The sequence below is a fragment of the Sphingopyxis sp. H053 genome (assembly GCF_001468225.1).
Lineage (GTDB): Bacteria > Pseudomonadota > Alphaproteobacteria > Sphingomonadales > Sphingomonadaceae > Sphingopyxis.
The window spans coordinates 116,923-130,704 of record NZ_LNRU01000010.1 but is presented as its reverse complement, the minus strand read 5'-3'; the positions used below and the strand labels follow the sequence as shown (position 1 = coordinate 130,704).

At 65.0% G+C, this 13,782-nt stretch carries 14 protein-coding genes; 6 read left to right on the top strand and 8 right to left on the bottom strand.

Going from position 1 to position 13,782, the window contains the following annotated elements:
• Positions 1-52: 52 nt before the first annotated feature.
• Positions 53-454, bottom strand: coding sequence for a MerR family transcriptional regulator (locus ATE70_RS18780; RefSeq protein ID WP_003046453.1), 402 nt, complete (start codon positions 452-454; stop codon positions 53-55).
• Positions 455-526: 72 nt separating this feature from the next.
• Between ATE70_RS18780 and ATE70_RS18775 the strand changes: the two genes are divergently transcribed.
• Together ATE70_RS18775 and ATE70_RS25695 are read left to right on the top strand one after the other, a co-directional pair.
• Positions 527-886, top strand: a complete 360-nt coding sequence (locus tag ATE70_RS18775) for a mercuric ion transport protein, MerT (protein ID WP_051066412.1) — start codon at positions 527-529, stop codon at positions 884-886.
• Positions 879-1,106: a GDCCVxC domain-containing (seleno)protein gene (locus ATE70_RS25695; protein ID WP_081611194.1), complete on the top strand. Its 228-nt coding sequence runs from the start codon at positions 879-881 to the stop codon at positions 1,104-1,106. Before ATE70_RS18775 ends, ATE70_RS25695 begins: the two co-directional genes overlap by 8 nt.
• Before the next feature lie 35 nt (positions 1,107-1,141).
• Here the strand turns inward: ATE70_RS25695 and ATE70_RS18770 are convergent, their stop codons facing one another.
• A complete protein-coding gene (locus ATE70_RS18770) occupies positions 1,142-1,555 on the bottom strand; it encodes a MerR family transcriptional regulator (RefSeq protein WP_003046458.1) in 414 nt (137 codons plus the stop codon).
• A gap of 70 nt (positions 1,556-1,625) precedes the next feature.
• Here ATE70_RS18770 and ATE70_RS18765 point away from each other — a divergent pair, with 70 nt between their 5' ends.
• The 4 genes from ATE70_RS18765 to ATE70_RS18750 all read left to right on the top strand — a co-directional run bounded on the left by ATE70_RS18765 (position 1,626) and on the right by ATE70_RS18750 (position 5,742).
• Positions 1,626-2,267 carry a cation transporter gene (locus ATE70_RS18765; protein ID WP_037553278.1) on the top strand — a complete coding sequence of 214 codons (642 nt, stop codon included), beginning with the start codon at positions 1,626-1,628 and terminating at the stop codon, positions 2,265-2,267.
• A 5-nt stretch (positions 2,268-2,272) separates the two neighbouring features.
• Positions 2,273-4,219: a cytochrome c/FTR1 family iron permease gene (locus ATE70_RS18760; protein ID WP_003046463.1), complete on the top strand. Its 1,947-nt coding sequence runs from the start codon at positions 2,273-2,275 to the stop codon at positions 4,217-4,219.
• Between the two features lie 237 nt (positions 4,220-4,456).
• A complete protein-coding gene (locus ATE70_RS18755) occupies positions 4,457-5,035 on the top strand; it encodes a helix-turn-helix transcriptional regulator (protein WP_231740085.1) in 579 nt (192 codons plus the stop codon).
• A 47-nt stretch (positions 5,036-5,082) separates the two neighbouring features.
• The gene (locus ATE70_RS18750) at positions 5,083-5,742 is read left to right on the top strand and encodes a class I SAM-dependent methyltransferase (protein ID WP_037553277.1); all 660 of its coding nucleotides are present in this window, start codon (positions 5,083-5,085) and stop codon (positions 5,740-5,742) included.
• Between the two features lie 27 nt (positions 5,743-5,769).
• Here ATE70_RS18750 and ATE70_RS18745 read toward each other — a convergent pair whose 3' ends face one another.
• The 6 genes from ATE70_RS18745 to ATE70_RS18720 all read right to left on the bottom strand — a co-directional run bounded on the left by ATE70_RS18745 (position 5,770) and on the right by ATE70_RS18720 (position 13,602).
• Positions 5,770-6,075: a hypothetical protein gene (locus ATE70_RS18745; RefSeq protein WP_003046472.1), complete on the bottom strand. Its 306-nt coding sequence runs from the start codon at positions 6,073-6,075 to the stop codon at positions 5,770-5,772.
• A 191-nt stretch (positions 6,076-6,266) separates the two neighbouring features.
• Positions 6,267-6,911, bottom strand: coding sequence for a DsbA family protein (locus ATE70_RS18740; RefSeq protein ID WP_003046475.1), 645 nt, complete (start codon positions 6,909-6,911; stop codon positions 6,267-6,269).
• The gene (locus tag ATE70_RS18735; protein WP_003046478.1) at positions 6,908-7,342 is read right to left on the bottom strand and encodes a disulfide bond formation protein B; all 435 of its coding nucleotides are present in this window, start codon (positions 7,340-7,342) and stop codon (positions 6,908-6,910) included. The genes ATE70_RS18740 and ATE70_RS18735 overlap by 4 nt, the downstream gene beginning before the upstream one ends.
• Entirely contained in the window at positions 7,339-7,824 is a 486-nt protein-coding gene (locus ATE70_RS18730) for an SRPBCC family protein (RefSeq protein ID WP_003046480.1), read from the bottom strand. The genes ATE70_RS18735 and ATE70_RS18730 overlap by 4 nt, the downstream gene beginning before the upstream one ends.
• A gap of 13 nt (positions 7,825-7,837) precedes the next feature.
• A complete protein-coding gene (locus tag ATE70_RS18725; protein ID WP_003046483.1) occupies positions 7,838-11,017 on the bottom strand; it encodes an efflux RND transporter permease subunit in 3,180 nt (1,059 codons plus the stop codon).
• A 44-nt stretch (positions 11,018-11,061) separates the two neighbouring features.
• On the bottom strand, positions 11,062-13,602 hold the full coding sequence (locus ATE70_RS18720; protein WP_003046486.1) for a heavy metal translocating P-type ATPase: 2,541 nt from the start codon (positions 13,600-13,602) through the stop codon (positions 11,062-11,064).
• Positions 13,603-13,782: the final 180 nt, after the last annotated feature.

Sequence of the window (13,782 nt, the reverse complement as noted above, 5' to 3'; positions counted from 1 at the left end):
CCGCGCGCAATGGCTGCTTTGGGGCGCTGGCGGAAGACGGCTGTACTCGAACCTAGTCGGACAGCGCCTCCAGAAGCGGGCAGCCCCCGGCATCGCCGGCGCCGCACGCCTCGACAAGATCGCCCAAGACAGCGGCCATCCGGTCGAGGTCGGCGCGCTTGGCGAGGACGTCGGCAAGCTGGCTCTCGGCCATATGGCGCGCCTGATCGCAGCTATGGCCGCCGCCTTCGGCAAGAAGGAGCAAAGTCCGGACCGTATCGAGGGGAAACCCCAGTTCGCGCGCGCGGCGCACAAATGCAAGGCGCCGCACACCAGCTGAATCATAACGGCGAAATCGCCCGTACCGGACCGGCGCGGGCAGAATGCCGATGCGCTCATAATAGCGGATCGTCTCGATATTGCAGCCGGTAAGCCGAGAAAGCTCGCCGATGGGGATGGTGCTTGAGGGGGCCATTGCGATTCCGCTTGCATCTGTAGTCACTACAGATGGTAGACTTGCCGCTACCGCGAAACAAGGAGTTTGAATTTGGCTGGAGATGCAAGGCGTCCAAAAGGATTTGGGGCCATTTCGCTGGCGCTTGGCGGGATCGCATCGGGCTTTCTCGCAGCCACCTGCTGCGCCCTCCCCATGCTGCTGGCCTCGGCGGGGCTCGGGTCCGCCTGGCTCGTCGGCATAGCGGTCCCGGCCGCGCCCTACCGGCTCTGGTTCGTCGCATTCGGCGCAATTTCGCTCGTCGCCGGTGGCGTCCTGCTGGCGCGCCAGCAGATGCGCGCGGCGCGCTGCGGCGCCGATGGCCTGTGCGTGCCCGCGTCGCTGCGCTTTGTGACCCTGATCGGACTGCTCCTCGCCGCCGTCCTCCTCTGGCTCGGCTATCGCTATGCTTGATCCCTCGCCGGTCCTGCAATCGACGCTGACGTGTCCGCTCTGCGGTCAAATCGCCGACGAAATCATGCCCACCGATGCGTGTCAGTATTTCTACGACTGCAAGGGATGCGGCGCGCTGCTCAAGCCGCTGCCAGGAGACTGCTGTGTCTTCTGTTCCTATGGCACGGTACCCTGCCCGCCAATACAGGTTGACGGCGGCAAGGGCAGTTGCTGCGGCTGAGCCGCAAGCCGCCGACAGTCCCGATAGCGCGGCGGCTAGGCATTTCCGGCGGCGATGGCCTCGATGACCCGGCAATCCGACACCGGCCCGCCATCGCAGAGCTGGACGATACGGGCAAGTTCAGCACGGAGCCGCGCCATCCGTTCCAGCTTTTCATCGACATCGAGCAGGTGACGCGCCGCAACTGCGCGGATTTCGGCGCAGTCCTGCCCCGGCCCCAAGGCCAGCGCCGTCAACGACCGGATTTCATCGATCGAAAAGCCGAGGCCGCGGGCATTGCGGATGAATGCGAGGCGCCCGACATCCTCATCCCCGTAGGTGCGCCGGCCAGAGGCTGTGCGCGCTGCGCAAGGCAGCAATCCGATATCCTCATAGAAGCGGATCGTGTTTACCTTGGTGCCGGTGCGTTTCGCCAGGCCGCCGATCGGCAGCCGCGTGTCGCGCGCCATCTCCCTTCCTCTCAGTCTCGTTTCGATTTCAGCTTGCTTCTACAGTTACTGTAGAATGTAGAACAGGGGAATGAGCAACGACAGCAATTGCGGCTGCACGGGCGACACCGTCAGGGCCGAACGCGATCCCGCCTATCGAAGGGCCTTGTGGATCGTCGTAATTCTCAATCTCGGCTTCGGCGCGATCGAGATCGTCGGCGGGTTCATCGCCAACAGCCAGGCGCTGAAAGCCGACTCGCTCGACTTTATCGGCGACGGCACGATCACGTTGGCCGGCCTCGTCGCGATAGGCTGGACTGCGCTCGCCCGCACGCGTATCGCCTTAGCCCAAGGCCTGTTCCTGCTGTCGCTTGGCATAGGGGTCATCGGCGTCGCGCTGTGGCGTGCCCTGACCGCGGTTCCGCCCGAAGCCGAGCTGATGGGCGGCATCGGCGCCGCCGCCCTCCTCGTCAACCTCACCTCGGCCGCGGTCCTCTCGCGGTTCCGCGAAGGCGACGCCAATGTCCGGGCGGTGTGGCTGTTCAGCCGCAACGACGCGATCGCCAATGTGGCGGTGATCATCGCCGCCGGCCTCGTCGCATGGACCGGGCAAGCCTGGCCCGACCTTGCAGTCGCCGCCATCATTGCCACGCTTTTCCTGCATTCGGCCTATGAGATTCTACGCAGCGCGCGGACCGAATTGCGCGAACTGTCGACTGTGCCCGGACAATAGGGCCAATGCCCCCCGCCCGCCGCTTTCTCTCTCTGCTGATCGCGCTCGCTGCAATCTGCGGCCTCGTCGTGCCGACGGCACAGGCCCGCACTGATGCCGGCGAAGTCCAGACCATCTGGCGCCTGCTGGACTATGTTGCGGTCGACTATGGTGGAGCGGTCTCGAATGGCGCGGTGACGAGCACGGTCGAATATGCCGAGATGACCGAGTTTTCCGCCACCGTTCGCAAGGGGATCGAAGCGCTTCCGGTATCCCCGGCGCGGGCTCGCCTTGTCAGTGAAGCGGGACAACTCCAGACGGCGATCGCATCGAAGGCGGACCCCGGCAAGGTGGCTGGCCAGGCGCGCGGACTCGCGGCGGACCTCCTCGCCGCCTACCCTGTGCCCCTCGCGCCGCGCAACGCTCCAGATCCCCGGCGCGGAGCCCAAGTCTATCTGGAAAATTGCGCCAGCTGTCACGGCGCGCGCGGCGATGGCAATGGACCTCAGGCCAAGGGGCTCGACCCGGCACCTATCGATTTCACCGACGCCGGACGCGCTCGCAAGCGCAGTCTGTTCGCGCTCTATCAGGTGATAGGACAGGGGCTCGAAGGCACGTCCATGCCCAGTTTTGCCCATTTGCCCTCCGACGACCGCTGGGCGGTAGCAGCCTATGCCGGTGGATTTGCCTTTCGCGACGTCGCAGCCGGCCGGCGTGTCTGGAACCAGACCCCTGCGGCGCGCGAACTGGTCCCCGACCTGCAAGCCTTCACGAGTCTCAGCCCGGAAGTGCTTGGTCGTGGGCTGGGATCGGAGCAGGCCGACGCGCTTACCGCCTATTTGCGCTCAGATCCCCAAGCATTGACAACCGCTTCGCCCGCGACGCTTGCGGTTGCCCGTGACAAATTGGCGCAAAGCCTTGCCGCGTACCGCAAGGGAAATCGGAGCGAGGCAGAGCGTCTCGCGCTGTCCGCCTATCTCGACGGTTTCGAACCGATTGAGCCGATCCTGACGACGCGCGATTCCGCCCTTATGGCGCAAATCGAATCCGCGATGTCCGATTATCGCGTGTCCATCGCGCGAGGTGTGCCGGTCGATGCGGTCGCGGGTAAAGCCGCCGCAGTCGAAACCCTTTTCGCCGATGCCGAAGCTGCACTGTCTCCCGATGCAGCCAGCGACGCATCGACCTTTGTCGGGGCGCTTACCATCTTGCTGCGCGAGGGTCTCGAAGCGCTTCTGATCATCGTGGCGATGATCGCTTTCTTACGAAAGGCCGAACGGCCTGAGGTCCTACCCTATGTCCATGGCGGCTGGATCGCAGCCCTGGCAGCCGGCGGCGCAACCTGGGCAGTCGCGACCTATGCAATCTCGATCAGCGGAGCGAACCGCGAGTTGACAGAGGGATTTGGCTCGCTTTTCGCCGCAGTCGTTCTCGTCTGGGTCGGCATCTGGATGCACGGAAAGTCACATGCGGAGAGCTGGCAGCGCTATATTCGCGAAGCGATGGGCAAAGCGCTTTCACGTCGCTCGGCCTGGTTCCTGTTCGGGCTCGCTTTCCTCGTGGTCTATCGGGAAGTCTTTGAGACCATCCTGTTTTTCGCAGCTCTCGCCGCGCAAGGAAGCCGCAGCGCGATCGCCGCCGGAGCCGGAACCGCAGTGGTGATCCTGGCAGCAATCGCATGGGTCATGCTTCGTTACAGCCGGGTCCTGCCGATCGGAAGATTTTTCGCTTACAGCTCTTCGCTCATCGCTATCCTCGCGGTTGTCCTGGCCGGCAAGGGCGCGGGCGCGCTACAGGAAGCCGGCCTCCTCGGCATCACCCCGCTAGCTCATTTTCCCCGCTTCCCGGCGATGGGGATATTTCCTTCGCTCGAACCGTTGTTGCTCCAGCTTCTCGCGCTTGCAATCCTCTGGATCGGCTATCGTTACAACAGTCGGCAACATCGCCGCATCGAGACAGCGCCCGGTCGATGAGGGGAATCATCACGGGGTCGGCGCACTCCTCCTTGGCCGTAAGACGGCTTCCGAAAAGAGCCTCCGAGCCAGAGTGCTTACCCGGCGCCCGTTACGCACACGAGTTAGGCCTGCTATTGCGACCCGATGCCCGAAACGTCCAACTGGAACGGCCGACTTAGCCTCGGCGACTATCATGCTCTCTGGTCGGGTTCGGTTGGCGATGCCGCCGCGCACCGCCATTTTGCGGCGCAGGCAGTGTTTTGTGCCGAGCCGCTTACCGTGGTCGATGCTGATGGCGCGCGCCTGTCGGGGCGTTGCTTGCTCATCGAACCCGATACCGTGCACCGGCTGCTCCCCGCGCCCACGGCTGAATTATGGTTCGTCGAGCCGACAGTGGTCTTCGGTCCGCCGGTAGATCTGAAAGACCGGCTGATCTGCTCCGATCCGATTCATGTCGCGCTGCCGGGACAGCGGTCCTTCTGGAAAAACTGGCTCACGCGAGGCGCCCGACCCCCGCTCGATCCGCGCATCACCCGCGCCGCCGCCTCGATTGACCGCCTGATCCCCATGGGCTCTGTCCGTCTCGCGGCTGTGGCGGAGGAGAGCCGCCTTTCGCTCGGCCGCTTCCGGCATCTCTTTGCCGCCGAGATCGGCATGCCCTTCCAGCGCTTTGTGCTCTGGCGAAGGTTGATTATCGCCTTCGACGAATTGGGAATGCGCCGCAGCGCGACCGAGGCCGCACACATGGCAGGGTTCAGCGACAGCGCGCATTTCGCCCGCACGATCAAGGCGATGTTCGGTATCCGGGCAAGCGACCTTTTCATCGAATCATAGCCTCTCCGTTCAAGCCGGTGCGTGATCGCGCCTGGTAGAGGCGCATCATGTCAGACGCACACAGAGACTTCGTCCCGGCACTCGGCAAGAGCGGATCGCTCGACCGCTACGATGCCGCCATAGCCCTCATGACCAGAGAGAAAAGATGGCGAAGCGACTTGCTGCGCTTCGCCGAACCGCGGCCGGGCGAGCGGATCGTCGATATCGGGTGCGGCACGGGAACCTTTGCGATCGCCCTCAAGCAGGCGGCGCCGGAGAGCATCGTTCTGGCGGTCGATCCCGACCCCGCCGTGCTGGAAATCGCGCGCGCCAAGGCTGAGGTTGCCGATGCCGAGATTCGATGGTTCGAGGCTATGGGCGACGAGCTGGACGGCATCGACGCACTCCGGCAATGCGACAAGATCGTATCGAGCCTGGTCCTTCACCAGTGCCCGATGGCCGTTAAGGAAGCGATTGCCGCGCAGATGTTCAGGCTCCTGAGGCCGGGCGGGACCCTTTTCATAGCCGACTATGGCGAGCAGCGCTCGCTGCTGATGCGCATGCTTTTTCGACAGATCCAGCTGCTCGACGGGTTCGAATATACCGAACCCAACGCTAAGGGCTGCGTCCCGGTGATCCTTAAAGCCGCGGGTTTCGAGGCGGTCGAAGAGATGAGAGTCATCCCGACGCCGACCGGCTCGATTTCAATCTATGGGGCGAAGCGGTAGTTTCTCGCCCGGCCCGCGCGGTCGCGGCTAGCCGCGCCAGTGACGCCCGCGGTGATGGTGGTGCATCCGGCGCTTCTGATAGCGCCGCTCGTAGCGGTCCCGCCGTTCATAGCGGCGATCATGGCCGCGGTAGTAGGGATCGTAGCCACGATAGCCACGATCATAGCCATAATTGGGCACGCCGTGGCGTGAGGAACGATAGTCGCGGTCATGACCACGTGGCGCGTCATGTCCGCGGCTATATCCCCCGCGATCGCCATGGTGCTGGGCAAGCGCTGTTCCGGGGAGCGCGAAGGCGAGCATCGCGGCCGCGATCGTCATCAGTTTTCGCATGTCAGTCTCTCCTTTTCGTGGCGTTCAAAATCCCCCTTCATGTTTGAATGCGCTGTGAATATTGGCTCCGATGCTGCCGATCGGACGGTGACCCGGCGTCTCCATGCGACAGGCCGATGGCGGGAGAGACAGTATCGCGCCGCATGGTGGGCACCCGTCCCGCGTGGACGAAGCGGGACGGGTGCGGGCCCTCATTTGCCCTTTGCCGCTACCGCGGCCTGGACTCGGGCCTCGACCTGTTCGGGGCTCGGCTGGACGAGCATCTCGCCATTGACGAAGAAGGTCGGCGTGCCCCGGACGCCGACCGCACGCGCGTCGGCGATGTCCTGCTCCATCCAGGCCATCGCATCGGTTGTCGGCATCGCGCGCGCCTTCGCGACATTGAGGCCGGCCTTCTCGGCGGCCGCCCAGGCACCGTCCATCTTGCCGTCGTGCCATTCGGGCTGCGCTTCGAGCAGGGCGGCCGTCACCGGCTCGAGCTTGCCCTGGACGCGGGCGGCTTCGAGGATCACGATCGCCTCGGCCGAGCCGGGGTGCAGCGGCAGGTAGCGCATAACGAGACGCACATCCTTGGGATATTTGGCAACGATGCCCTTCACCGTGGGATAGAAGGCGCGGCAGGCCTCGCACGACGGGTCGAAAAATTCGACGATGGTGACCGGGGCATTTTTCGGTCCGATGATCGGCGAATGCGGGCGAATGAGGCTGTCGACGGGCCCCGCCACGACCTTCTTCGTGGGTTCGCCCTCGGCGGTTCCGCTGTAGAGCATCGCGCCGCCGGTGAAAGCGAGTGCGGAAACGACAAGCGTGGCCACCACTCCGATGCGTTTGTTCATGATTTCAGTCTCCTTTGGAAGTTGAGCAAGAGGGTGAGGATGAGCGCGAACGCGGTCAGCGACGGGAGGGGCAGCGGCACGCCTCCGATTGCCATGCTCTCTCCCGAGCATGATGGACCGCCGGTGCAGGGGACGATCGGGGCCGGAATGACGCCGACGTAGAGCAGGCTATGATAGAAAGCGACGAGACCACCGCCCGCAGCCAGCGCCAGCCCATAAGGAACGATGGCGCGGTCCGACCTGAACGCCGCGATGCCGAGAATGATCGCAAGCGGGAACATGAAGCTACGCTGGAACCAGCAGAGGTCGCACGGCGCCTGGCCCATGACCTCGCCGACGAAGAGGACGGCCAGGCTCGACAGGAGGGCGATTGCCCAGGCCGCGCCGAGCGGACGCCATTTGTGCGGCGCGAGCAGCGGAAAGCTCGTCATCGCCGGCCACCTTTGAACTTGGACTTGGGCCGTCGCGGCGGCGGTGGCGGCTTGCTGTATTTGGACTTGAGGTAGCTGAGCAGGATGCCGTCGATCGACGCGATCATTCGCTGGAAGCTGGTCTTGATGCCGGGAAGCCGGAGCCAGGCAAAGGGCCCGCGGCAACGATAGCGGTGAACGAACTTCGTCCCGCTCGCCGTCGGCGTCAGGATATAACTCTCCTCGAACTGGAGGATGAAGCTCGGCTTGACGTCGAGTATCAGCTCCTCGCCCGGGCGCGCGGAGAGCACCGCCGCGGAGACTTCGAGAAACTTGGGCTTGTGCGGATCCATGCGCATCGAATAGCGGATCGCGATCGGGTCCTCGGCAAGCTGCTCGATCCGGACATAGGGATTCCAGATCCGGTGGTTCTCGAAATCGCCGAGGACCGCCCATATCTGCTCCGGACTATAGGGGAGGTCATGCTCCCGCTCGAACTCCATCAGCTTAACTCCTCTATCGATCGGCCGCCGGGCTTTGCCCCGCGCCGATGTCGGTGACGCCCGCAGGCGATGGGTCGGCGTGCGCGCCGCCCGTCGTGAACCAGCGGCGCAAGCGCGGGACCATCCGGCGTTCGAAGCCCGCCGCGAGGCTGAAGGACGCCGGCACGATCAGCAGTGTCAGCATCGTCGACAGGATGAGCCCGCCGATCACCGTGACCGCCATCGGCGCGCGCCATGCGCCGTCGCCGGTGAGCGACAGCGCGGTCGGGATCATGCCCGCGACCATCGCGACCGTGGTCATCAGGATCGGCTGCGCGCGCTTGTGTCCGGCGTCGACAATCGCCTCGTCGCGCGGCACCCCCGACGCCATTTCCTCGATCGCGAAGTCGACGAGAAGGATGCTGTTCTTGCCGACGATACCGAGCAGCATCAGCACGCCGATGAACACGGGAAGCGAGAGCGGATAGCCCGTCAGCAGCAACGCGACCGCCCCGCCGAGCGGGGCGAGCAGAAGCGAGCCCATGTTGACGAAGGGCGGGATGATCTTGCGATAGAGTAGGATCAGCACAGCGAGCACGAGAAAAATCCCCGATACGACCGCGATCGCGAAGTTGCGCAGCATCTCGGCCTGCCACTTGGCGCTCCCGAGTACCAGCCGCGTGACCCCGGCGGGCAGCGCCTTGAGCGCCGGCAGCGCCTCGACCTTGTCCATCGCCTGACCGGTCACGAGACCCGGAGCCAGGTCGGCCCCGATGGTGAGCTGGCGCACCTGGTTGGTCCGATTGATCTGGGTCGGGCCGGCGCCGAAGCCGATCTCGGCCACAACCGAGAGCGGCACCGTTCCCCCGTTCCGGGTCGGAACAGGCATATTGCGCAGCGTATCGAGCCGCTCGCGCGCGGTTTCCGCAAGCGCGACGCGAACGGGGATTTGCCGGTCGGACAGCGAGAATTTCGCGCTATTCTGGTCGATCTCGCCCAATGTCGCGACGCGGATCGACTGGCTGAGCGCCTGCGTCGTCACGCCGAGCTGCGCCGCGAGCGCGAAGCGCGGGCGAATGACGATCTCGGGGCGCTGAAGATTGCCCTCGACACGCGGCGACCGGATTTCCTTCACGCGGGCCATCTCGGCAAGCAGCCGGTTGCCGACATCTTCGAGCTTCTTCGGGTCGTCGCTGCCGAGCGTGATCGAGATGTCGCGGCTGCTGCCGCCGCCGCCGCCATGCTGCGACTGGAAGTTGATTCGGGCATCGGGAACCTGCGCTAGCCGCGGCGCGCGGTCCTTTTCGAACTCGGTCGAGGTCAGCTCGCGGTCCTTGCGCAATTTCAGATAGACCGTCGCCGTGCCGACATCGATCCGCGACAGGGCGGATTCGACGAGCGGGTCGCGCTTCATGAGATCGGTCACCTCGTCGGCCACTGCCTCGGTCTGTTCGAGCGTTGCGCCCGGGGCGAGCTGGATGGCCACGCGGCTCGTGTCGGAATCGATCGACGGCTGGAAGGTCATCGGGAGCAGCGAGAAGCTGAAAATGGTCGCAAAGAGCGCCAGCACACCGATGCCGACCACCCAGACGCGATGGTCCTTGATGTAACCGAGCCATTTCCAGCGCCCGCCGCGCGCACGCGCGGCAGCGGCCCCGCTGGTGTCGAGGCTCCAGCGCAAGATGCGCATATAGGTGTCGATCAGCGGGCCCTCGCCATGCTTTTGCGGACCCTGCGCAGAGAGAAAATAGGCGGCGAGCATGGGTGTGATCATGCGCGCGACCGCGAGGCTCATCAGCACCGCGGCCACGACCGTCAGTCCGAAATTCTTGAAATATTGCCCGGCGACGCCCGGCATCAGCCCGACCGGCAGGAACACCGCGACGATCGTCATGGTTGTCGCGAGCACCGCGAGGCCGATCTCGTCGGCCGCATCGATCGAGGCCTGATAGGCCGATTTGCCCATCCGCATGTGGCGCACGATATTCTCGATCTCGACGATCGCATCGTCGACCAGCACGCCGGCAACGAGGCTGAGCGCGAGCAAGGTCATCATGTTGAGCGAGAAGCCCATGAGGTCCATGAACAGGAAGGTCGGGACCGCCGACAGCGGGATGGCGAGCGCCGAGATCAACGTCGCCCGCCAGTCGCGCAAGAAAAGGAAGACGACGACGACCGCGAGGATCGCGCCCTCGACCATCGCATTGATCGCCGAATGATATTGGCCTTTGGTATATTCGATATCGCTGAACAGCTCGGTGAATTTGACCTTGGGGTTTTCCTTCTCGAGTTTTCGCAGCTCCTCGACCGCAGCGTCATAGACGGTCACATCCGAGGCGCCCTTGGCGCGCTCGAAGCCGAAGGTCAGCACCTGCCGCCCGTCCTGCTTCGAGACCGAGCGCTGCTCGGCGTAGAGATCCTTGACCTCGGCGATATCGGCGAGGCGCACGGTCCGGTTCGTCCCGACCGAGATTAGCGTCTCGCCGAGCGCGTTGGCGCTGCTCGCGTTCCCGAGGATACGCACCGCCTGCTCGGAGCCCGCGACCTCCATCCGGCCGCCGGCCGCATTGACATTGAGCTGGACGAGCTGGGTGTTCACCGCGGCGGCGGTAAGGCCGTAGGCGCGCATGCGTTCGGGGTTGAGGATGACGCGGATTTCGCGGCTGACGCCGCCCCGGCGATAGGCGTCGCCCATGCCGGGGACCGCGATCAGCCGCTTCGCGACGACATTGTCGACATACCAGCTCAATTCCTCGAGCGTCATATCGGTGGCCGAAGCCGACCAATAGGCAAGCGTGTTGCCCGAGGTAGAGAGGCGGATAACCTGCGGTTCGAGGATGCCGTTCGGCAGGTTGCTGCGGATCTGGGTGATCTTGTCGCGAATGTCAGTCACCGCCCGGTCGATCGGCGTGCCGATCGCGAACTGGACGAAGGTCTGCGACTGGCCTTCGGTAACCGTCGAATTGAGCTCGTCGATCCCCTCGATCGTCCGCACCGCCGCCTCGACACGCTGCGTGACCTGCGTTTCGAGTTCGGTGGGCGCGGCGCCCGGCTGGGCGATGATGACGATGGCGCCCGGAAAATCGATGTCGGGATCGCTCTGGACCCCCATCATGAGGAAGGAGACGATGCCCGCCACCGTCAGACCGAAGAACATGACGAGCGGCGGGATCGGGTTCCGGATGGACCAGGCCGAGATATTCTTGAAGTTCATCCTCTCTCCCCCTTCCGGTTCGATCCCACCGCGACTGTGCGCCCTCAGCCCATGCTGCGATCGCGATAGGCGAGCAGGCGAAGCGCGTTGGCGACGACGACGAGGGTCGAGCCTTCGTGCGCCGCGACCGCCGCACCGATTCCGAGTCCGAAGATCGTCGCCGGCACGAGGACCACGACGACGCCGAGGCTGACCACCAGATTCTGGCGGATGATGCGGCGCGTCTGGCGGCTAAGTCCGATCGCGAACGGCAGATGAGCGAGGTCATCGGCCATCAGCGCGACGTCGGCGGTTTCGAGGGCAACATCGGACCCCGCGGCGCCCATCGCGATCCCGACGGTGGCGCTCGCCATCGCCGGTGCGTCATTGACGCCGTCACCGACCATGGCGACCGGCTGCTGCGCCTTGAGGTCGCGAATGGCGTCGACCTTCTGATCGGGCATCAGGTCGCCCCAGGCCTCGTCGATCCCGACCTCGGCGGCAATCGATTCCGCGACCTTCTGGTGATCGCCCGAAATCATGATCATCCGGCCGATGCCGAGCTCGCGCAGTTTGGCGATCGCGGTGCGCGCCGCTTCGCGCGGCGTGTCCATCAGACCGATCGCGCCAAGATCGCGGTCGCCCATACGAACGACCATCGTCGTGCGGCCCTGCTCGCGGAGGCCGGCGATCGCAGCCGCCACTTCGCCGCCGATCGGCGCGATGCCGTCGGCACCGAACATTTCGGCCTTGCCGATCAGGACGGTTTCGCCCTCGACCTTTGCCGTGACGCCGCGACCCGTCAGGCTGTTAAGGTCGTCCGCCACCGGTACGCGCGTCGACGTCAGCATGGCCTCGCCATCGCGCGCGATGGCAGCGGCAAGCGGATGATCGCTCAGCCGCTCGACCGCCACCGCGATCCGCAGCAGTTCCTCCTTCGGCACGCCGCTGGCCGGCAGGACGTCGGTGATGCGCGGCTTTCCTTCGGTGAGCGTTCCCGTCTTGTCGAACGCCAGCGCGGTCAGCGAGCCGAGATTTTCGAGCGGGCCACCGCCTTTGACCAGCACGCCGCCGCGCGCCGCACGCGCAACGCCCGACAGGACGGCACTCGGCGTCGCGATCGCGAGCGCGCACGGGCTTGCCGCGACAAGGACCGCCATGGCGCGATAGAAGCTGTCGCGGAACGGCTCGTCGACAACGACCCAGGCGAAGAGCAGGACGAACACAAGCGCGAGCACGCTCGGCACGAAGATGCGCTCGAACTTGTCGGTGAAGCGCTGGGTCGGCGATTTCTGCGTTTCCGCCTCGCTCACCATCTTCACGACCTTAGCGAGCGTGGTATCGGCCGCAAGACGGGTTACCGCGATCTCGATCGCGCCATAGCCGTTGATGGTGCCCGCGAAGACGCGATATTTTGCGTCGAGTGCATCGGGCTTTGCCGCGGCCTGCGCACGATCGGCCACCGGTTCCTTGTCGACGGGGACGCTCTCGCCGGTCACCGGAGCCTGATCTATCGCCGTGCGGCCAACGACGACGAAGCCGTCGGCGGCAAGACGCTCGTTGGGCTTGACGATGACGGTGTCGCCAATCGCCAGCTGCTCGACCGGGACTTCGCGAGCCGTCCCGTCGGCATCCTTCACCGTCGCGGTCTGCGGCGCCAGCTCCGCAAGCGCCTCGATTGCGCGCTTGGCGCGGCCCATGGCATAATGTTCGAGCGCATGGCCGAGGCTGAAGAGGAAGAGGAGCAGCGCGCCTTCGGCCCACGCACCAAGCGCGGCAGCGCCGGCCGCGGCGACGAGCATCAGCGTGTCGATCTCGAAGCGCTTGAGCTTCAGATTCTCGATGGCCTCGCGGACAGTGAACCAGCCACCGAAGCCATAAGCGGCAATATAGAATGCGAGCGGCACCCACTCCGGCGCCGCGGCGAGCTTCTCGATCGCAAAGCCGATGCCGAGGACGAGACCGCACAGCAGCGCGAAGATCAGCTCGGTCCGCTCGCCGAAGATGCCGCCATGATCATGGCCATGGTCGTGGCTATCCTCGCCCGTATGGCCATGTTTGTGATCTGGCCCATGCGCGTGATCCGGACCATGGTCATGGCCATCATCGCCATGTTGGTGGGCGGCTTGTGCCGGGGCAGCCGCGGCGACGGCAGTCGATTTCTGAGTGACGCCCATATCCGAGAGTGTCTTTCTGATCATTTCGATGGAGGTCTCCGAGCGCTGGAACTCGGCGCGCAGCGTACCGGCGGCGCCGACTTCGGCCTCGATCACGCCCGGCATTTCGCGAAGCTTCAGTCCGATCGTCCGCGCGCGACGGGCGTGGCCGACGCCTTCGAGGTCATCCCAGAAGAGATGCTGATACTGGCCGGTGAGCTCGGCACCGGCGCTGCGCGCGAGCTGCCGCACGCGTTCGAGCGGGAGAATATCCGGACGGTAATGGATGCAGAGCTGTGGCGGCGAACCGTCGCTTGAGCGGACAACATGGACCTTGTCGACGCCTTCGCGTCCTTCGAGTTCGCTCGTCAGGCGCGCGACGCAGCGGTCGGCGGTATCGGCGACTTCGGGGAGGAGAAGCGGAATATCGAGCCGCAACTGGTCACTCATGATGCCATCCTTTTCTGTTGGCGGTCGGCAATGCGATCCGGGCGCATGTTAAACGCGCGGCAGGATGAGGTGCGGGAGCCATTGCGGGATGCGACCCGGCTCCCGCACCTCCCTGACAGCCGGAAATCCCTGCCCGTGGTGAGGGGGGCGATTGAGAGGGGCCTCCGACGGCCAGGTTTC

What these genes read in the sequence shown, in the direction of transcription:
- ATE70_RS18780 (WP_003046453.1), bottom strand. Translation starts at nt 454, where the DNA reads ATGGCCCCCTCAAGCACCATCCCCATCGGCGAGCTTTCTCGGCTTACC.
- ATE70_RS25695 (WP_081611194.1), top strand. Translation starts at nt 879, where the DNA reads ATGCTTGATCCCTCGCCGGTCCTGCAATCGACGCTGACGTGTCCGCTC.
- ATE70_RS18770 (WP_003046458.1), bottom strand. Translation starts at nt 1,555, where the DNA reads ATGGCGCGCGACACGCGGCTGCCGATCGGCGGCCTGGCGAAACGCACC.
- ATE70_RS18765 (WP_037553278.1), top strand. Translation starts at nt 1,626, where the DNA reads ATGAGCAACGACAGCAATTGCGGCTGCACGGGCGACACCGTCAGGGCC.
- ATE70_RS18760 (WP_003046463.1), top strand. Translation starts at nt 2,273, where the DNA reads ATGCCCCCCGCCCGCCGCTTTCTCTCTCTGCTGATCGCGCTCGCTGCA.
- ATE70_RS18750 (WP_037553277.1), top strand. Translation starts at nt 5,083, where the DNA reads ATGTCAGACGCACACAGAGACTTCGTCCCGGCACTCGGCAAGAGCGGA.
- ATE70_RS18745 (WP_003046472.1), bottom strand. Translation starts at nt 6,075, where the DNA reads ATGCGAAAACTGATGACGATCGCGGCCGCGATGCTCGCCTTCGCGCTC.
- ATE70_RS18740 (WP_003046475.1), bottom strand. Translation starts at nt 6,911, where the DNA reads ATGAACAAACGCATCGGAGTGGTGGCCACGCTTGTCGTTTCCGCACTC.
- ATE70_RS18735 (WP_003046478.1), bottom strand. Translation starts at nt 7,342, where the DNA reads ATGACGAGCTTTCCGCTGCTCGCGCCGCACAAATGGCGTCCGCTCGGC.
- ATE70_RS18730 (WP_003046480.1), bottom strand. Translation starts at nt 7,824, where the DNA reads ATGGAGTTCGAGCGGGAGCATGACCTCCCCTATAGTCCGGAGCAGATA.
- ATE70_RS18725 (WP_003046483.1), bottom strand. Translation starts at nt 11,017, where the DNA reads ATGAACTTCAAGAATATCTCGGCCTGGTCCATCCGGAACCCGATCCCG.
- ATE70_RS18720 (WP_003046486.1), bottom strand. Translation starts at nt 13,602, where the DNA reads ATGAGTGACCAGTTGCGGCTCGATATTCCGCTTCTCCTCCCCGAAGTC.